This is a genomic window from Paenibacillus sp. (assembly GCF_031177825.1).
Lineage (GTDB): Bacteria > Bacillota > Bacilli > Paenibacillales > YIM-B00363 > Paenibacillus_AE.
This window is the reverse complement of the sequence record NZ_JAPSKE010000039.1, coordinates 26,813-45,438: the sequence shown is the minus strand read 5'-3', so window position 1 is coordinate 45,438 and position 18,626 is coordinate 26,813. Positions and strand designations below refer to the sequence as shown.

The window sequence follows — 18,626 nt, the reverse complement described above, 5'->3', positions numbered from 1 at the left end:
CGACGGCGAGCAACGTGACGGTGAGCGGGACGGCGCAAGTAGGGTCGCAGCTGACCGGCGCGTATGACTATGCCGACGCGAACGGCGACGAGGAGTCGGGGACGACGTACCGCTGGCTGCGGTATGACGCGGCGACGGGCGGAACGGGCGAAGCGATCGAAGGAGCGACAAACCCGACCTACACGTTGACGCAGGCGGACGTCGGCAAGTACATCGCGTTCGAGGTGACGCCGAAGAACGCGGCAACGCCGACGACGGGCGCCGCGGTAGAGAGCGCGAACCGTTCGGGCCCGGTAGCTTCGGCAGGCGCGGCGCCGACGGCGAGCAACGTGACGGTGAGCGGGACGGCGCAAGTAGGGTCGCAGCTGACCGGCGCGTATGACTATGCCGACGCGAACGGCGACGAGGAGTCGGGGACGACGTACCGCTGGCTGCGGTATGACGCGGCGACGGGCGGAACGGGCGAAGCGATCGAAGGAGCGACAAACCCGACCTACACGTTGACGCAGGCGGACGTCGGCAAGTACATCGCGTTCGAGGTGACGCCGAAGAACGCGGCAACGCCGACGACGGGCGCCGCGGTAGAGAGCGCGAACCGTTCGGGCCCGGTAGCTTCGGCAGGCGCGGCGCCGACGGCGAGCAACGTGACGGTGAGCGGGACGGCGCAAGTAGGGTCGCAGCTGACCGGCGCGTATGACTATGCCGACGCGAACGGCGACGAGGAGTCGGGGACGACGTACCGCTGGCTGCGGTATGATGCGGCGACGGGCGGAACGGGCGAAGCGATCGAGGGAGCGACAAGCCCGACCTACACGTTGACGCAGGCGGACGTCGGCAAGTACATCGCGTTCGAGGTGACGCCGAAGAACGCGGCAACGCCGACGACGGGCGCCGCGGTAGAGAGCGGGAATCGCTCGGGTCCGGTCACCGTGCCGACGACGCCTCCCGTTACGGCGGTCGGAAGCGTAGACGGAGCGGGAACCGTAACGGTAAGCGCAGCTTCCCCGAACGCGGCGCTCGCGTTGTACGATAAGTTCGGGGTACCGGTCGCAACCGGAACGGCAGACGCCGAAGGGCGGTTCACGTTCACAGGAGTGGCGTTCGGGGCGGATTATGCAGCGACCCAATCCGTGAACGGCGTGGAGAGCGCCTTGTCGAACAAAGTCGCGGTCGGCCCCGGCGCCGTCGTCGCGGTCGGAAGTGTCGGCGGCGAAGGAACGGTCACGGTAACCGGCGCGGTATACGATACGGTGGTTACACTTTATGACAAGCTGGGGAACGTCGTCGGAAGCGGAATCGCCGACGGAACCGGAAGCTACACGTTCCAAGGGGTGCTTCCGGGAACCGACTACGCGGCCACGCAAACCGTCGACGGCATCGAAAGCGCCGTATCCAACAAAGTGTCGGTTGGCACGGGCTTGGTAACGATAACGGGCAGCCGAAACGGGGCGGGCACGATCACCGTGACCGGGGCCGTATACGGCGCCACATTGACGCTGTATGACAAGAACGGGGGCGTAACGTCGACCGGGATAGCGAACCCCGACGGGACGTACACGTTCGTCGGCGTGCCTGTCGCCACGGACTACACGGTGACCCAAACGGTGGACGGCTTGGAGAGCGGCCGCTCTTCCAAAGTTGACGTCGGGCCGGGAATCGTTGCGGCCGTCGGCAGCTCCAATGGCGAGGGGACGGTAACCGCAACCGGCGGGAACCCGAACGCGACGCTCAAGCTGTACGATAAGGACGGTCGACTCGTAGCGACGGGGATCGCGGACGGGAACGGTGCATTCGTCTTCGCCGGCGTTCCGACGGGTACCGATTATTCGGTAACGCAGACAGTGGGAGGCTTGGAAAGCGAACCCTCGGCGAAAGTTCGGGTCGGCGACGACGTCGCGGACGCGTTAAAGCAAGTCAAAGTGCGATTCTCGCAAGGGGATATCTGGGAGAGCGTGACGCTGCCGGTCTTCTTGATTGCGGATGGCGCCTACGAAACGGTCGTCGGTTGGAAGTCGAGCAAGCCGGCCGTCATCAACATCGAACCGGAAGCGCAAATGCAGGGCGGCGAAGTGCCGGAATATAAGACGAGGGTGAATCGTCAAGCGGAAGACGTCAACGTCATATTAACCGCGATCGTCGAAAAAGACGGCCGAAAACTGGAAAGAACGTTCCTGCTCATCGTAAAAAGCAATCAACTCGAAGAAGAGAAGGTAACGACGCCCGCGACGAACGCGGTCAAGGTCGGAGATACGGTAGTCGATCAAGGCGTCAGGGTGACGAGAACGACGCTGAGCACGGACGGCGCGCCGGTGCAAACCGTCGATAAATTAGTAATGTCGGACACGGCGATGCAGGCGATCGTAAATTCGGTGACGGGAAATATTCGAATCGACTTCGACGACAAGCCGAACGCGTCTTCGGACGCGCGGGCGGATGAAATCGCCGTCGAGATCGCGAACGCGGCGCTGCAGGTCATCGAACGAAACGGGGGAGCCCGCGCGCTGAACGTCACGACGCCGGAAGGCGCCATCCAACTGCAGCCGAATTCCATCTCGCAGTTGACCGAAGCCGGCATCGACTTGTTCTTCCGCATCGTTCCGATTCGGGACGCGGGGGAGAAACAGGTCGTCGTGAACCGAACGGCGCAGACGATGCAGGCCGAGGCCGGAAGCGGGAAAACCGCGGAAGTGCTAGGCATCCCAAGGGAAATCGTCACGAACTATGTCGGGTACGAAACGGAAGTCATTTTCCCATTGACGGGACTTGGGATTACATCCGAACAGATCGATTCGATTCGGCTGCTCATCGAGCATGACGACGAAACTAGAATCGTGAAAGTCGGAGACGGTCCGTTGGACGGAACGATCGTTACCGACGAAGGGAACGTTCCCGTAGGATTTAAGTTCAAGCTGCAAAAATTCAGTACGTTCACGTTCTTCCGGGTTTCCGACGCGCCGACGGCGACTGCGCCCGTCGATTCCGTCGAATCCGTAGACGTTCCGAAGCAAGAAGTGTCCATTACGCCTCCGAAGGGGAACGAAGTCGTAACGGATCGGGAAGTCACCATCGTTGGGAAGGCGACGCCGAATGTGCAAGTGGACGTATACTTGAACGGTCGGAAGGTCGGGACCGCGAAGAGCGACGCGCAAGGGACGTGGACGTTCCTCGCGGGAGAATTGGCGGAAGGCGAGTATGAGGTACAGGCGGCGATCGCAGGTTCGGGCGGCGCCAAGAGCCAAGCTTTCAAATTCGTCGTCGCGAAACCGTTCGTTCATTACAAATACATTAACGGGTATCCCGACGGCGAGTTCAAACCGGAGAACTCCATTACGAGAGCGGAGATGGCGATGATGCTCGCGCGGATCCTGCAGCGGAGCGAAGAATTCACGGCGTCTCCGGGAATCGGCGCCGCGTCGTATCCCGACGTGCCGACGTCGCACTGGGCGTTCGGGGCCATCGAACGGATGAAGGAAACGGGAATCATGAAGGGATACGAGAACGGCGAGTTCCACCCCGACAAACGGATCACGAGAGCCGAAATGGCGGCGACCATGCTGCGCTTCCTCGATCTCGAGCCGCTGACCGGTACGACTACCGTCTACACCGACCTGGAGGGGCATTGGGCGATCGATCATGTCGAAACGCTTCGTCAGAAGGGGATCATGAACGGGTATCCGGAAGGGAACTTCTACCCGAATCGGGATCTGACGAGAGCCGAAGCGGTGACGATGATCAACCGGGCCGTCGGACGCGGGCCGTTAACGGGCAATTACGCTTCGTTGTGGCCGGACGTATCGAAGACGTACTGGGCATACGCCGACGTCGGAGAAGCTTCGAAATCGCATGAAGCGATTTGGACGCAGGACGGCAAGGAACAGTGGATTCGTTTCGTAGAAGGGGAATAAATGAAAAGGCGGTCGCACCTCGGAATGAACCGAGGGACGGCCGCCTTTTTCGTCGTGGGGGAGAAAGCGGATGTCGATCAGAGGAGCGCTTCGCGGCCGTGCAAGCGCCGTATGTAAGCGATTTGACCCGCGTGGAACGCTTCGTGATGAAGAATCTGCTGGACGAGGTCATACGGCGCAGGGCGGTTCGCGTCGGCGGCCTCCAGCGCGGCGTCGCCGAGCTTGAAGGCAGCGTCGCGGAACGCGCGTCGCGTATCGTCGTAACGTCCGATCGTCGCCTGCCATTCCTCCGCGGTCAATGCGGCCGGCGTCTCGACCCAGCTTCTCGCTTCGTCCCATTGGCTAGGACGTCCGCCCAACCGATGCGTCGCTTCTTCCGCGCTGTACAACAGATGATGGACGATTTCGTAAATGGTATGCCCGCCTTGAACGGGGCGGCGAATCGCCTCGTCAGGGGTGACGGCTGCGAGCAAGTCGCGCAGCGGCGCGTACCAGTGGTTTCTTTCGTAAATCATCTCGAATTGTTTCGCTAGCGAAAGCTCGGGGGTAAAATCCATGCTATAACCTCCTAAATATACTTTGATGGTTAGATTGTAACTGTAGGACATTGCCAATGTCAATACGGCATGGTACGGTGGACATAGTATCGCTCGGCGGGGGTGGAAGACTTGAATGACAAGGAAGCGGGGCCGGCGTTCAGCTTTCTCGGGGGATCGTTGCCCCTCGATTATTGCAATACGGTAGATTGGCATTCCAGCGCCGCGCCGGTCGATCGACTTCACGGTTATGCGGATGTCGTGGCATGGGCGATAGCCGCCGAAACCTTGAGTCCGGAGTCCGGTGCAGCGCTGCTGAACGCGGCGAAGACGCGAGAGCCGGAAGCCGAAGCGGCGTTCAGGAAAGCTTTGGACGTGAGGGAAGGGTTATTTCGCATCTTCAGCGCGGTCGCGCACGGGGAGCCTCCCGCCAGGGGAGACGTCGAGATGCTGAACGGGATGTGGCGAGAGGTCGGAGCCAACCTGTCGTTGGATTTCGTTAACGACGCATTCGTTTGGCAATGGCAGCCCGGATCCGAAAGCGCGTGGCTGAGGCCCTTGTATCCGGTCATCCGGGCCGCCGTCGAGCTGCTAACCTCGACGCAGGCGGCCGACGTGCGCAGATGCGAAGGGCCGCCCGGCTGCGGATGGCTGTTCCTGGATCATACGAAAAATCATAGCCGCCGTTGGTGCAGCATGCGAGACTGCGGGAACCGGGCGAAGATGCGAAGGTTCCAAGAGCGCAAAAAAGGAAAGCCTGGCAGCAACGGTTAGAAAACCGGCTCGAGTGAAAGACTGGGAGTTGGGTAAGGGAGAGTTTAGCCGTTAGAAATCGCGAGTCGCCATGGAACGGTTCGATCCGATTTCGCAACAAAAACGACCGTTGCATATACTCCGATTGGAGTTTTTGTTATAATGGTAACGTTTTATAGCCAATCTTTGTTAATTCCATAAGTACGCCTGATGCGACGACAAGGAGGAATCGAGAACTTGGAACATTACATGAACAATTACGTGCTGGTGGCGATTTTCGTGGCGCTCGGCGTGTTTTTGCCGGTCGCCGCGCTGACGCTCGGCCGCTTGCTGAGGCCCCATAAGCCGACGGCGCAGAAGCAGACCACCTACGAGAGCGGCAACGATCCGGTAGGGTCCGGGCAAGTTCGGTTTAACGTGCGGTATTATTTGTTCGCGCTGATGTTCGTCGTTTTCGACGTGGAGGCGGTTTTCTTGTACCCGTGGGCGGTCGCCTACGATAAGCTCGGCTTGTTCGCCGTCGTGGAAATGTTGATATTCGTATTGCTGCTCGTCATCGGACTCATCTACGCTTGGAAGAAGAAGGTGTTGAAATGGACCTCGATTTAAGCAAGATTTCGCCGGAGGAACACGAGGAGCTGCAGCGCAACGTCTTCATGACGACGCTCGAACAGCTGAAGGCCTGGGCTCGCAGCAACTCGCTGTGGCCGATGACGTTCGGTCTCGCTTGCTGCGCGATCGAGATGATGGGGACGGGCGGGTCCCATTACGACTTGGACCGCTTCGGCGTCATCTTCCGGACGTCGCCGCGCCAGTCGGACGTAATGATCGTTGCGGGTACGGTTACGAAAAAGATGGGACCGCTCCTTCGCAAGCTGTACGATCAGATGCCCGAGCCGAAGTGGGTCATCGCGATGGGCTCTTGCGCGACCGCGGGCGGCCCGTACGTAAAGTCTTACGCCGTCGTGAAGGGCGTCGATCAGATCGTCCCGGTAGACGTGTATATTCCAGGCTGCCCTCCGAATCCTGCCGCGCTCATCTATGGCATCAATAAGCTGCAAGAGAAGATCCGGTACGAAGCGAAGACCGGGAAGCGGGTGACGAGTCAGTGACGGAAGACGATAAGATCAAGAAGGCGGCGGAAGAGCTGGCGAAGGAAGCCGGCGGCAACCCGCCCGAGCCGGCGCCGGAAGGCACCGACGTATCGATGCCGCAGAACGAGGCGGAGGTTCAGAAGTATAAACCGGAGCCCGATAAGGACGGAGAAATCCATACGAATCATGTCGGCGCGGAAGTGAAGGTCGAAGACGGGAAGGCGACGCCGACCGAGGAGACGGTGAAGCGGGCGGAAGCGCTGCAGGCGACGGGCGACGAGGTCGCCAAGGAGCAAGCGCGCGACGCGGAAGCGGCCAGCGAAGGCAAGAAGGAGCTCGCGGAGACAAGCGGCGCGGATTCGCAAGGCGAGACCGTCGAGAATCCTTCCGCGAAAGCGGTTACCGACGAGGATCGCGAGGCGAAGATCCGTCGCGCCCAGGAAGCGCGGGCGGCTCGAGCCGCGGCGGCGGGCGGCGGAGCACCCGCGGCGGAAGGCGCTGCGGCCGAACGGCCGGCGCGCGCCCCGAGAGCGGAAGGCGCCGGCGAGCGGCCGGCTAGAGCGCCGCGCGCGGCGAAGGCGGAGGACGGCGATGCCGAGCCGCCGAAGCCGAAGGAGCCGTCGAAGAACCAGCCGCTGCTCGACCGTATCGCGGCGATCGTGGCGGAGAGCGTCGGTCCGGAAGCGGTCGAATCGGCGACGATTAACGAGAAGGGCCTAGAGATCCCGACGCTGACCGTGAAGGGAGAACAGTGGTTCAAGACGGCGGAGACGCTCAAGACGCATCCCGAGACGGGGATGAATTACTTGCGCAATCTGTCCGGCGTCGACCACGAGACGCATCTGGAAGTCGTCTATCACCTGGTGAGCCTGACCACGAAGCATGAGGTGTGCGTGAAGGTGAAAGCCGACCGGGAAGCGCCGGTCGTCCCTTCCGTCACGCCGCTCTGGTCGACGGCCAATTGGAACGAGCGCGAAGTATTCGATCTGCTCGGCGTCGACTTCCCGGGTCATCCCGACCTCAGGCGCATTATGATGTCCGACGACTGGGTCGGCCACCCGCTGCGCAAAGACTACGAACCGCTCGACCCGGAGGTGTAAGGACAGATGGCCTTAAGAACCGAAGAACTGCTGCTGAACGTAGGCCCGCAGCATCCAAGCACGCACGGCGTCTTCCGGATCGTCGTCAAGCTGGACGGCGAAATTATTAAGGAAGCGATGCCGGTGATGGGGTATCTGCATCGCGGCACGGAGAAGCTGGCCGAAAACCTGACCTACACGCAGATCATCCCGTATACGGACCGCATGGATTACGTATCGGCGATGACGAACAACTATGTACTGTGCAATACGGTCGAAAAGCTGATGGAGCTGGAAATACCGGAACGGGCGGAATATTTGCGCCTGGTCGTCATGGAGCTGCAGCGCATCGCTTCCCATCTCGTGTGGTGGGGGACGTATTTGCTCGACATCGGCGCGATGAGCCCGTTCCTGTACGCGTTCCGCGACCGAGAGAAGATCATCGACATGTTCAACGAGCTGTGCGGCGCGCGGTTAACCTACTTCTATATGCGCGTCGGCGGCGTCAAATGGGACGCGCCGGAGGGCTGGCTCCAGAAGGTGCGCGATTTCGTGCCGTACATGCGCGAGAAGCTGAAGGAGTACGACGACCTCGTCAGCGGGAACGAAATTTTCTTGTCTCGGATCAAGGGCGTAGGGAAGTACGACGCGCAAACCGCGATCGACTACGGTCTGAGCGGCGCCAATCTGCGCTGCACCGGCGTCAAGTGGGATTTGCGCAAGGATCAACCTTACAGCTTATACGAAAAGTTCGACTTCGACGTTCCGGTAGGGACGAACGGAGATTGCTACGACCGGTACCTATGCCGTCTGGCGGAGATCGAGCAGAGCCTTCGGATTCTCGAGCAAGCGTTGGACAACTTCCCGGGGGACGGCCCGGTCATCGGCAAGGTGCCGCGCGTCATCCGGCCGCCGGAGGGCGAGATTTATTCGGCGATCGAATCGCCTCGGGGCGAGATCGGCTGTTACCTCGTCTCCCGCGGGAAGGATAAGCCGTTCCGCTTGAAGTTCCGTCGCCCGTCGTTCGTAAATCTGCAAATATTGCCGAAGCTGCTCGTCGGCGAGACGATGACCAACTTAGTTACGATTCTTGGAGCGACCGATATCGTCGTCGGGGAGGTGGATGGCTGATGCAAACCTACTTCGAAAACCCGCTCTCTTGGACCGGGTTTTTCACCATGTTGGCCGTGGGCGTGCTCATGCTGCTCATCGTGCTCGGCTTCGTGACGTACGCGATATACTTCGAGCGCAAGGTCATCGGCTACATGCAGCTCCGTCCGGGCCCGAACCGTACGGGACCATGGGGACTCTTGCAGTCGGTCGCCGACGTAACGAAGCTGCTGATCAAGGAAGACACGATCCCCTCGAAGGCGGACCGGGCGTTGTTCATCCTGGCGCCGGCGATCGCGTTCGTGCCGTCGTTCGCGGTCATCGCGACGCTGCCGTACACGAGCAACCTATACGCGGCGGACTTGAACGTCGGATTGCTCTATTATGGGGCGCTGACGAGCATCTCGACGCTCGGCATCGTGCTCGGGGGCTGGGCTTCCAATAATAAGTACTCGCTGCTCGGCGGGATGCGGTCCGCGGCGCAGATGATCTCCTACGAGGTGCCGCTCATCCTGTCGATGGTCGGCGTCATCATGCTGTCCGGCAGCTTGAACCTTCGCACGATCGTCGAAGGGCAAGCAGGCTGGATCTGGAATTGGAACATCTTCCCGCAAATTATCGCGTTCGGCGTGTTCGTCATCGCGGCCATCTCCGAGCTGAACCGGACGCCGTTCGACTTGCCCGAGGCGGAATCGGAGCTCGTCGCCGGCTATCACGTCGAGTACAGCGGCTTCCGCTTCGCGTTTTTCATGCTCGCGGAGTACGTCTACGTGTACGCGATCGCGGCGTTGACGACGGTGTTGTTCTTGGGCGGCTGGCATGCGCCGGCGCCGTTCCTGACGTTCATCCCGGAACTGATCTGGTTCCTGCTCAAATTTTCGGCGGTCGTCTTCGTCTTGTTCTGGCTGCGGGCGACGATGCCGCGCATTCGGATCGACCAGCTGATGGGTCTCGCGTGGAAATACTTGCTGCCGATCGCGTTGATCAACATTTTCCTAACGGCGCTCGTCAAAGAATTGCTGTAAAAACCGCTGGATGGAGGGGTAAACATGAAAGGGATCGCGAAAGGTCTAGGCGTCACGCTCAAGAGCTTCACGAAAGAGAAAGTGACGTACGCTTATCCCGACGTGCCGTTGAACATGCCCGACCGGTTCCGCGGCGTGCAGCATTTCGACCCGGACAAGTGCATCGTGTGCAATCAGTGCGCGCGCGTCTGCCCGACCGAATGCATTACGCTGACCGGGAAGCCGAATCCGGACCCGGAGAAGAAGGGCAAGGTCATCGACACGTACGACATCAATTTCGAAATTTGCATCCTGTGCGATCTATGCACGGAGGTATGTCCAACCGAAGCGATCGTCATGACGAACAACTTCGAGCTCGCGACGTACAGCCGAGACGATCTGTTCAAAAACATGGAATGGCTGAGCGACAACAACACGAACGTTCGCAGCGAGAACAGCAAAAACTTGACGCCTGCCGCCAAAGGAGGGGCCAGCTAGATGTCGTTCCTGACAGGCGAATTGGTCGCCTTCTTCGTGTTCGCCTTGCTCATCATCGGCGGCGCGATCTTTATGATCAGCTTTACGAAGGTCGTACACATGGTCGTCTCGCTTGCGTTCGCGTTCTTGAGCTTGGGCGGCCTGTACGTGCTGCTGGAGGCGGAGTTCGTCGCGTTCGTGCAAATCTTGATTTACGCGGGCGCGGTCTCGATTCTGATGATCTTCGGCATTATGCTCACCAAGCATGAGGAGAACGAGGAAGCGCCGCCGTGGACGACGCAAGAGACGGTAACGGCGATCGGCTGCGTCGCGTTGTTCGGCGCCTTGTTCTTCGCGATCCAGAACGCGGAGCTTCCGAGCGGGGCGGGCTTCGACCCCGGCGCCGACAATACGGCCGCGATCGGTCAAATCATCTTTACGGAGCGGGTGCTGCCGTTCGAGCTCGTATCGGTGCTGCTTACCGTCGCCTTCATCGGCGCGATCGTGCTCGCGAGAAGGGAGGAAGGGCAATGACGGTCGATTTAGCCTCTTCCTACCTGACGCTGGCGGCGATCTTGTTTTGCATCGGATTGTTCGGGGCGCTGACGAAGCGCAACGCCGTCATCGTGCTGCTGTCGATCGAACTGATGCTGAACGCGGTGAACTTGAACCTGGTCGCCTTATCCAAGTACGGCGTCGTCCCTTCGCTGACCGGCCAAATTTTCTCCTTGTTCACCATTACGGTAGCGGCCGCGGAAGCGGCCATCGGCGTCGCGATCTTGATCGCGCTGTTCCGCAACCGGGGCACCAGCGACGTGAAAGACATGAACGAGATGAAGCGATAAGGAGGGGGAAGACAAGTGGATTATACTTTCGTGAATTACGCCTGGCTCATTCCGGTCTTTCCGCTCCTGAGCTTCTTGATACTTACGGCTCTGGGCAAGGGCGCAAGGAAAGTCGGCCCGGCGATCGGCGTCGTCGCCGCATTCGTATCGCTCGGTCTCGCGCTGCTCGTCTTCTTCGAACGGATGGACGGTGCGGCGGCGGCGTATACGTGGGAAGAGTGGCGCTGGCTCGATATCGGCAGCTTCTCGCTGCATATGGGCTTCGAAGTGACGAACCTGAACGCGCTGATGCTCGTCGTCGTCACGCTCGTCAGCGCATTGGTCAATCTGTATTCGCTCGGATACATGGCGGAGGACGAACGGATCTCGACGTTTTTCGCGTATGTGTCGCTGTTTACGTTCTCGATGCTGGGGCTCGTCCTCTCGTCGAACATCGTGATGCTGTACATCTTCTGGGAGCTCGTCGGCGCATGTTCGTTCCTGCTGATCGGCTTCTGGTATCACAAGCCGGAAGCGAAGGCCGCCGCGAAAAAGGCGTTCATCGTCACGCGCATCGGCGACGTCGGGCTGTTTATCGGCATCCTGCTGCTGTTCTGGGCGATGCCGGGGCACCAACTCGATTTCAGCGCCATCCATAACGCCTTCGAGGGCGGCGAAATCGACGGCGGCCTCGCGACGTGGATTGCCTTGCTGATTTTCGTCGGCGCGGTCGGCAAGTCCGGTCAGTTCCCGCTGCATACGTGGCTTCCCGACGCGATGGAAGGCCCGACGCCGATCTCGGCGCTCATCCACGCGGCGACGATGGTCGCGGCGGGCGTCTATCTCGTCGCGCGCACGTACGACATCTTCCTCGCGTCCTCGGCCGCGCTGGAGGTCGTCGCATATGTCGGCGCGTTCACCGCGTTATTCGCGGCGACGATCGCCGTCGCCCAGAACGACATTAAGCGGGTGCTCGCATATTCGACCGTCAGCCAGCTCGGATACATGATGCTGGCGCTCGGCATGGGCTCGGATTTGGGCATGGCGGCGGGCATCTTCCATCTGTTCACCCACGCGTTCTTCAAGGCGCTCTTGTTCCTCGGGGCGGGCAGCGTCATCCATGGCGTACATAACCAAGACATTCGCGAGATGGGCGGACTATTCGGGAAAATGAAAATCACCGCCGTCACGTTCGCGATCGGCACGCTGGCGCTGTCGGGCCTCGTTCCGTTCGCGGGCTTCTGGTCGAAGGACGCGATTCTCTCGGAGACGCTGCACCATGGGCATACGATTCTGTTCGCGGTCGGCTTGCTCGCCGCGTTCTTCACGGCGTTTTACATGACCCGACTGTACGTCCTAGTATTTCTCGGGAAATCGCGCGCGAAGGATCCGCATGCGTATCAACGCGCGCACGAATCTCCGTTCGTCATGACGCTGCCGCTCATCGTGCTGGCCGTGCTCGCCGTCGTCGCCGGCTTCGTCAACGTTCCGGGCGAGCCGTGGCTCGCGGGTTGGCTTGCGGGCAAGACGCTCGTAGAGCATGCGAACTGGATCGTGATCATTCTGTCCAACGTCGCGGCGATCGCCGGCATCTTGATCGGATACATCGTCTTCCGCAAGCCGAATGCGGCCGAGCCGTCCGTGGAAACCGGCCCGGCGGTGTTGCGCAACAAGTATTACATCGACGAAATCTACCAGGCCGTTATCGTAGCGCCGTATCGCGCGATCGGGCAGCTGCTCCATCTCTTCGATACGTACGTGGTGGACGGCGCCGTGAAGCTCGTGACGGCGGCGACGAACGGCATCGGCCGCGTCGGCACCCGATTGCAAAACGGTCAGATGCAGACGTACGGCTTGATCATGCTGTTAGGGTGCCTCGTCTTCATCGCGGCGCTTGCCGGAAGGAGGTTCCTCTAGATGCTGGATAACATCCCGATCTTATCGCTGATCGTCTTCGCTCCGTTGCTCGGCGTATTGGCGCTCTTGTTCGTCCCGAAGGAGAACGGCCGTCTCATCCGTTGGATCGGCATCGGAACGACGTTCCTGCCGCTCCTTCTCGCGGGATGGCTGTACGCGTCGTTCGATCTCGCGGGCGAAGGCACGCAGTTCGCGGAGACGATGCGATGGATCGCCGTCTCGTTGAATTCCGAGTTGCTCGAGCAGCTCGGTTCGGTAGAAACGTATAGAGTGCAGTTCGATTACGCGTTGGCCGCGGACGGCATCTCGCTGCCGCTCGTGTTTCTGACGGCGTTCGTGGCGACGATGGCCGCATTCGCATCCGTTCATATCAAGAAGCGGTTCAAGACGTATTTCATCTTGTTTCTGTTGTTGGAGACGGGCATGCTCGGCGTCTTTCTCGCGAGAGATTTGTTTCTCTTCTTCCTCTTCTTCGAAATTACGCTCGTTCCGATGTTCTTCTTAATCGGAATCTACGGGCTGTACGAGAGGGAAAAGGCGGCCAACCGGTTTCTCGTTTACAACGGATTAGGTTCGGCGCTTATGCTGGTCGCGTTCCTGATCTTGATCGCGACGGCCGGCATGTCCGTCGACGGAGCTTCCTTCATTTATTCCGGGAGCTACGACGTCGTTTTCAAGAACATGCACGATGCCGCGTCCTTCTCCAACATGGGGCCGGAATTCGCGCAAAACTTCCCGAACCCGTTCTTCCTGACGGAAGGGAATCGAACGTTCGTGTTCTTCCTGCTGCTGATCGCGTTCGGCATCAAGCTGCCGATTTTCCCGTTCCATACGTGGATGCTGCGCGTGCACACGGAAGCGCCGCCGTCGATCGTCATGATTCATTCCGGCGTATTGCTGAAGATGGGAGCGTACGGCTTACTGAAGTTCGGCGTCTTCCTGTTCCCGAACGAAGCGAAGCAATGGGCGGTCTTGATCGCGATCCTCGGCGTGGTGAACATCCTGTACGGAGCGGCGCTCGCCTTCGTGCAGAAGGAGTTCAAGCTCGTCCTGGCGTACTCTTCGATCAGCCATATGGGCATCGTGCTGCTGGCCGTCGCGGCGATGAACGGCATCGGCGTACAGGGCGCCGTCTTCCAGATGATCTCGCACGGTCTCATCTCGGCGTTGATGTTCCTCATCGTCGGCAGTTTGTACGAACGGACGTCGTCGACGCTTCTGTCCTCGATGGGGGGCTTCGCCAAGTCGATGCCGTTCATGAGCGGCATGCTGCTCGTGGCGGGCATGGCGTCGCTCGGTCTGCCCGGCTTGTCCGGGTTCGTTAGCGAGTTCCTAGCGTTCGTGTCCTTGTTCGACGCGATGCCGATCCTTACGGCCGTCGGCTGCCTCGGCATCATCCTGGCCGCCGTCTACGTCCTGCGAGGGGTGCTCGGCATTACGTTCGGCGCGGCTTCCGAAGCGTCTTTAACGTATAAAGACGCGCGTTGGGTCGAGGCGGTGCCGATGATCGCCTTGGCGGCGTTCATCTTCTTGATCGGCATCTATCCCGCGGTTTTGAGCGAGCCGCTGCAAACGACGATCGGCGGCTTCGAGCAACTGCTCACGGGCTCCGAAGCGAACGGGGGAGGTTAATCGATGTCACCGGACACATTACTACGACTGCAAGTATCGGACCTCGCCTTCCTGGCGCCGGAGCTGACGCTCGTGATCGCGGCGGTCGTCTTCTCGCTCGTGGATCTTCTGATGCCGCGAAACTTCGATCGGTCGGCGATCGGATGGCTGACGATCGTCGCGCTCGCCGGGTCCGCCGCGTTCGTCGCGCTTCAGCTCGGCGTCGACCAGCCGGTCTCGCTGCTGAACCAATCGTACCGCGTGGACGACTTCGCCTTGGTGCTGAAGCTGCTGTTCCTGGTCGGTACGGCGATGGCGGTGCTGATCAGCCTTGGGATGAAGAAGGAAGATCTCGGCGGCGAAGACATCGGCGAATACTACTACTTCTATCTGCCGGCTACGCTCGGAGCGATGGTCGTCGCTTCGTCGGCCGACCTGATCATGTTGTTCGTCGGACTGGAGCTGCTCAGCATTACGACCTACGTCATGGTCGGCATGCGCAAGCGCGTATCCGTCTCCAGCGAAGGGGCGTTCAAGTACATCGTCATGGGCGGGATTTCGTCCGCGTTCATCTTGTACGGCATGTCCTTCTTGTACGGCTTGACCGGATCGACGAACTTGCTAGAAATCAACGCGGCGCTCCGCGAAAGCGGAATCGACCCGTTCGCGGCGCTGCTCTATGTCGCTTTCTTCCTGATGCTGACGGGCATCGGCTTCAAGATCGCGGCGGCGCCGTTCCATTCGTGGGCGCCGGACGTGTACCAAGGCGCGGCGACGCCGGTCGCGGCCTATCTGGCCGTCGTGTCGAAGGCGGCCGGGTTCGCGCTGCTGTTCCGGTTGTTCTACACCGGCTTCTTCCAAGTCGGTTCGACGAAGTATCCGCTGCATGACGACGTGTTCTTGACGCTCGCCGTGCTTGCGGCGGCCGCGATGATCGTCGGCAACGCGATGGCGCTCCGCCAGCAGAACGTCAAGCGGCTGCTCGCGCTGTCCGGCGTGGCGAACGCGGGCTATCTGCTCGTGCCCATCGTGGCGCAAGTCGGCTTGTTCCACGTGAGCGGGTATGCGGAGCTCGTCTACTATATGATCGCTTACCTGTTCATGAACATGGGGGCGTTCGCGGCGCTTGCGATCGTCTCGCGGGCGTCGGGTCACGACGACATGCGCGGCTTCGCCGGGTTATATCACCGGGCGCCGGCGACGGCGTTCGCGATCGTGCTGATCGTGCTCTCGTTGGCCGGCATTCCGGTGACGGGCGGATTTTTCGGCAAGCTGTTCATCCTGCTCGGCGCGGTCGAGATGAAGCTGTTCTGGCTGGCGCTCGTCATGATCGTCACCAGCGTCGTGTCGTTCTATTATTACTTCGGCCTCATCCGCCAAATGTTCATGCGATCGGGCTCCGAAGAATCGCCGATTCGCGTGACGCCGGCGCTCGGCGTCGCGCTGTGGGTGTCGGCTGCGGCCGGCGTGCTCTTGGGCTTCTTCCCGGGGCCGGTGCTGAACGGACTGGAGCGGCTGTTCCGGTTCTCCACGGACTTCTTCGCGTAAGCGAATGACGAACTTGCCAGACCTTGAGGCTTGCCTCGATCGCAGAGAAATCTGCTTCGGGGCAAGTCTTTTTATTTTCTGTTACAATTTACCGAACATGAAGGCAGGGCAGGGTTTAGGGCGCGAACGGCGAATAGTATATAGTTATGGAATTCTACTGCATGGGCTTTGCAAAGCGGGGAATGAAAATGAACCTATCATTCGCTATCACATCGTGGTTTGCGGCGGCATTGGTAGCGGCCGTAACGGCGGTCGGCGCGGGAACGCCCGCGGCCGCGGCGGCCGATGCGCCGAACGATCCGCATTACAATAAACAACGGTATTTGGAACAGACGGGCGTGCCCGCGGCGTGGGAGGCGATCCAGGCGAGCGGGAAGACGCTCGCCGACGTGACCGTGGCGGTCGTCGACACGGGCGTGGACTTGAAGCATCCGGATTTGGCGGGGCGGCTCGTCGACGGAACGAACATCCTTCAAGCGAAGCAGGCGCCGCAGGACGACAACGGGCACGGCACCGCGGTCGCCGGCGTCATCGCGGCCGTGACCGGCAACGGCCAAGGGATCGCCGGCATCGCGCCGAACGCGCGGATCATGCCGATCAAAGCGGTCGGCGCCAACGGGAAGGGCGACGAGGAGCAGCTCGGCCAAGGGATCCGATATGCCGTGGATAACGGGGCCGACATCGTCGTGCTTTCGCTTGGATTGCACCTGTATTCGCCCTACCTGGCGGAGATCGTGGCCTACGCCGAGAGCAAAGGCGTCTTGCTCGTCGCGGCGACCGGCAACGAAGGGAAGACGGTGCGTTACCCTGCGGCGTACCCGACCGTCGTCGCCGTCGGCGGCGCGTCGGTGACCAACGAATATAAGCCGTTGTCCAACTTCGGTCCCGAGGTCGATCTGATCGCGCCGTGGTTCGTGTTCACGACCGGCAACGGGGGCGCCTACGTCTCGAAAGAAGGCACCTCCATGGCGGCGCCGCAGGTGGCCGGGGCGGTCGCGCTTATGCTGGGGCTCGATCCCGAGCTGACGCCCGGCGACGTGCGCGAGCGGCTGCGGCAATCGGCGCTGCCGCTCGAAGCGGGTTGGAACGTGCGCACCGGCTACGGCTTGCTGCGCACGGATGCGGCGCTCTTGATTCAGCCGAAGGCGGATATGCACGAGCCGGACGACCGCAAGGACCAGGCGAAGCCGACTTCGGTTTCGACGGTCGTACGCGGGGAGTTCGCCTCGAAGAGCGACGTCGATTGGTTCGCCTTCGACCCGCCGTATCAAGGGGAAGTCAGCGTCCGCGTGAAGGGCTGGGACGGCCGGTCGGTCGCCGCCGAGCTCGTGCTCGATCAAGGCGGGGGCTCGTCGAAGACGTTCGACCTGTCGGGCGGCAAGGAAGCGCGTCTGCCGTCCTCGGACGGCGAGCGGCTGTACGCGATGCTTCGGTTGAAATCCGACGCGGGAGCCGGTCCGACGCCGTACCGGATCGAAACCGATTTCCACATCTATTCGGACCCGTACGAACCGAACGACAAAGCGTACCAATCGTACCGCTTGCCGACGAAGGCGACGAACGTCGTAGAAGGCACGTTCAGCAAGATCGACGATCAAGATTGGTACTCGATGAAATTCGATTCGCCGGGCACGATATCCGCGCGGCTCGAGACGGACACGTGGCGGATCGACCCGGAGCTGTACATCGTCCGCGAAGGCGATGCGCCTACGAAGCCCTTCGATGAAAACGGAGAAGGCTTGCCCGAATTTTCCGGAGACATCGAAGTCAAACCAGGAATCTACTATATCCGGGTGAGAAACGTCAAAGCGTTGTTCCCGCTGCCCGTCGTCGGGGAGTACACGCTAACGGTGAAGTTCGAGAAGAAGTTCTTCGACGACTTCGAGCCGAACGACCGCTCGTACCAGGCGACGACCATGGCGCAGGACCGAACGTACCGGGGCGTATTCGATTCGGCGAAGGACGAGGACTGGTTCCAAATTCGACTCAGCCGCAAAAGCTTGGTGACGATCGAAATTACCGACATTCCGCTCGACCGCTACATGTATTACACGCTGTTCACCTCCGGCACCCAGCAAAAGTACGGCCGCACGAGCCCGTTCGGCACGACGTCCATGAAGCTGACGCATGAGCTGGAAGCGGGCGTCTATTACATTCGGTTAATGACGGACGCCGCATACCAAGACAAACAATACGGCGTCGCGTACCGCAGAGCGCCGCTCGTGGCGGGCTTCACCGACCTCGACGAGCATTGGGCGCGGGACAGCGTGAAAGAGTTAGTGGAGAAGGGGATCGTCAAAGGGTACGACGATTACCGCTTCGATCCGAACGGCACGCTGACGAGAGCCGAAGCGGCCGCATTCATCGCGAGAGCCTATGGCTTGAAGCCGAGCGCATCGGCGCGCGCGTTCCCGGACGTCGCCGAAACGCATTGGGCGAAGGATGCGGTGGCGGCGGCCGCGACCAGAGGCGTCATTCAAGGGTACCCGGACGGCACGTTCCGACCGAACGATCCGGTGACGCGCGCCGAGATGACGGTCATGGCGGCGCTTGCGTCGAGTACCGTCAGGAAATCGTCGTCGAGGTCCGCCTTCACGGACGTATCGCCGGATCATTGGGCGGCCTCGTACATTCACGCGTTCGTCGACGGCGGGAAGCTGCAGGGCTTTAAAGACGGCACGTTCCGGCCGAACGGCCGAGCGACCCGCGCCGAATTCGCGACGCTGCTCGCGCATCTTCTGAAATAACGGAACACGAGAGGGGCCAGC

15 protein-coding genes are annotated in these 18,626 nt (G+C 60.8%); 14 read left to right on the top strand and 1 reads right to left on the bottom strand.

The features are described 5' to 3' along the window. Window positions 1-3,905, top strand: a 3,905-nt coding sequence (locus tag RIN49_RS26750; RefSeq protein ID WP_309123173.1) for an S-layer homology domain-containing protein, incomplete at its 5' end; no start/stop codon positions are given. Between the two features lie 77 nt (window positions 3,906-3,982). Here the strand turns inward: RIN49_RS26750 and RIN49_RS26745 are convergent. After that, on the bottom strand, window positions 3,983-4,462 hold the full coding sequence (locus tag RIN49_RS26745) for a DinB family protein (RefSeq protein WP_309123172.1): 480 nt from the start codon (window positions 4,460-4,462) through the stop codon (window positions 3,983-3,985). A 111-nt stretch (window positions 4,463-4,573) separates the two neighbouring features. On the opposite strand from RIN49_RS26745, the gene RIN49_RS26740 reads away from it, so the two are divergent. The 13 genes from RIN49_RS26740 to RIN49_RS26680 all read left to right on the top strand — a co-directional run bounded on the left by RIN49_RS26740 (window position 4,574) and on the right by RIN49_RS26680 (window position 18,605). Continuing rightward, entirely contained in the window at window positions 4,574-5,215 is a 642-nt protein-coding gene (locus RIN49_RS26740; RefSeq protein WP_309123171.1) for a CGNR zinc finger domain-containing protein, read from the top strand. A gap of 189 nt (window positions 5,216-5,404) precedes the next feature. Continuing rightward, window positions 5,405-5,803, top strand: a complete 399-nt coding sequence (locus tag RIN49_RS26735) for an NADH-quinone oxidoreductase subunit A (RefSeq protein WP_202914570.1) — start codon at window positions 5,405-5,407, stop codon at window positions 5,801-5,803. Beyond that, window positions 5,788-6,306 (top strand): NuoB/complex I 20 kDa subunit family protein, encoded by a 519-nt coding sequence (locus RIN49_RS26730; RefSeq protein ID WP_138195894.1) that lies wholly within the window; start codon window positions 5,788-5,790, stop codon window positions 6,304-6,306. Before RIN49_RS26735 ends, RIN49_RS26730 begins: the two co-directional genes overlap by 16 nt. Then, entirely contained in the window at window positions 6,303-7,388 is a 1,086-nt protein-coding gene (locus RIN49_RS26725) for an NADH-quinone oxidoreductase subunit C (protein ID WP_309123170.1), read from the top strand. The genes RIN49_RS26730 and RIN49_RS26725 overlap by 4 nt, the downstream gene beginning before the upstream one ends. Window positions 7,389-7,394: 6 nt before the next feature. Then, the gene (locus RIN49_RS26720) at window positions 7,395-8,498 is read left to right on the top strand and encodes an NADH-quinone oxidoreductase subunit D (protein ID WP_309123169.1); all 1,104 of its coding nucleotides are present in this window, start codon (window positions 7,395-7,397) and stop codon (window positions 8,496-8,498) included. Then, the gene (gene nuoH / locus RIN49_RS26715; protein WP_309123168.1) at window positions 8,498-9,502 is read left to right on the top strand and encodes an NADH-quinone oxidoreductase subunit NuoH; all 1,005 of its coding nucleotides are present in this window, start codon (window positions 8,498-8,500) and stop codon (window positions 9,500-9,502) included. Before RIN49_RS26720 ends, nuoH begins: the two co-directional genes overlap by 1 nt. A 24-nt stretch (window positions 9,503-9,526) precedes the next feature. Continuing rightward, window positions 9,527-9,979, top strand: coding sequence for an NADH-quinone oxidoreductase subunit NuoI (gene nuoI, locus RIN49_RS26710; protein WP_309123167.1), 453 nt, complete (start codon window positions 9,527-9,529; stop codon window positions 9,977-9,979). Continuing rightward, on the top strand, window positions 9,980-10,492 hold the full coding sequence (locus tag RIN49_RS26705) for an NADH-quinone oxidoreductase subunit J (RefSeq protein WP_309123166.1): 513 nt from the start codon (window positions 9,980-9,982) through the stop codon (window positions 10,490-10,492). Next, window positions 10,489-10,803 carry an NADH-quinone oxidoreductase subunit NuoK gene (gene nuoK / locus RIN49_RS26700; RefSeq protein WP_138195899.1) on the top strand — a complete coding sequence of 105 codons (315 nt, stop codon included), beginning with the start codon at window positions 10,489-10,491 and terminating at the stop codon, window positions 10,801-10,803. Before RIN49_RS26705 ends, nuoK begins: the two co-directional genes overlap by 4 nt. A gap of 15 nt (window positions 10,804-10,818) precedes the next feature. Beyond that, a complete protein-coding gene (gene nuoL / locus RIN49_RS26695) occupies window positions 10,819-12,699 on the top strand; it encodes an NADH-quinone oxidoreductase subunit L (protein ID WP_309123165.1) in 1,881 nt (626 codons plus the stop codon). After that, window positions 12,700-14,331 carry a complex I subunit 4 family protein gene (locus RIN49_RS26690; RefSeq protein WP_309123164.1) on the top strand — a complete coding sequence of 544 codons (1,632 nt, stop codon included), beginning with the start codon at window positions 12,700-12,702 and terminating at the stop codon, window positions 14,329-14,331. Between the two features lie 3 nt (window positions 14,332-14,334). Next, window positions 14,335-15,858 carry an NADH-quinone oxidoreductase subunit N gene (locus RIN49_RS26685; RefSeq protein ID WP_309123163.1) on the top strand — a complete coding sequence of 508 codons (1,524 nt, stop codon included), beginning with the start codon at window positions 14,335-14,337 and terminating at the stop codon, window positions 15,856-15,858. Between the two features lie 188 nt (window positions 15,859-16,046). Then, window positions 16,047-18,605, top strand: a complete 2,559-nt coding sequence (locus tag RIN49_RS26680) for a S8 family serine peptidase (protein ID WP_309123162.1) — start codon at window positions 16,047-16,049, stop codon at window positions 18,603-18,605. The last annotated feature ends 21 nt before the right edge of the window (window positions 18,606-18,626 follow it).

Excerpts from the sequence above, each read along its gene's own strand:
- RIN49_RS26685 (WP_309123163.1), top strand. The coding sequence starts at position 14,335 with ATGTCACCGGACACATTACTACGACTGCAAGTATCGGACCTCGCCTTC.
- RIN49_RS26730 (WP_138195894.1), top strand. The coding sequence starts at position 5,788 with ATGGACCTCGATTTAAGCAAGATTTCGCCGGAGGAACACGAGGAGCTG.
- RIN49_RS26680 (WP_309123162.1), top strand. The coding sequence starts at position 16,047 with ATGAACCTATCATTCGCTATCACATCGTGGTTTGCGGCGGCATTGGTA.
- nuoI (WP_309123167.1), top strand. The coding sequence starts at position 9,527 with ATGAAAGGGATCGCGAAAGGTCTAGGCGTCACGCTCAAGAGCTTCACG.
- RIN49_RS26690 (WP_309123164.1), top strand. The coding sequence starts at position 12,700 with ATGCTGGATAACATCCCGATCTTATCGCTGATCGTCTTCGCTCCGTTG.
- nuoH (WP_309123168.1), top strand. The coding sequence starts at position 8,498 with ATGCAAACCTACTTCGAAAACCCGCTCTCTTGGACCGGGTTTTTCACC.
- RIN49_RS26705 (WP_309123166.1), top strand. The coding sequence starts at position 9,980 with ATGTCGTTCCTGACAGGCGAATTGGTCGCCTTCTTCGTGTTCGCCTTG.
- RIN49_RS26735 (WP_202914570.1), top strand. The coding sequence starts at position 5,405 with ATGCGACGACAAGGAGGAATCGAGAACTTGGAACATTACATGAACAAT.
- nuoK (WP_138195899.1), top strand. The coding sequence starts at position 10,489 with ATGACGGTCGATTTAGCCTCTTCCTACCTGACGCTGGCGGCGATCTTG.
- RIN49_RS26720 (WP_309123169.1), top strand. The coding sequence starts at position 7,395 with ATGGCCTTAAGAACCGAAGAACTGCTGCTGAACGTAGGCCCGCAGCAT.
- RIN49_RS26745 (WP_309123172.1), bottom strand. The coding sequence starts at position 4,462 with ATGGATTTTACCCCCGAGCTTTCGCTAGCGAAACAATTCGAGATGATT.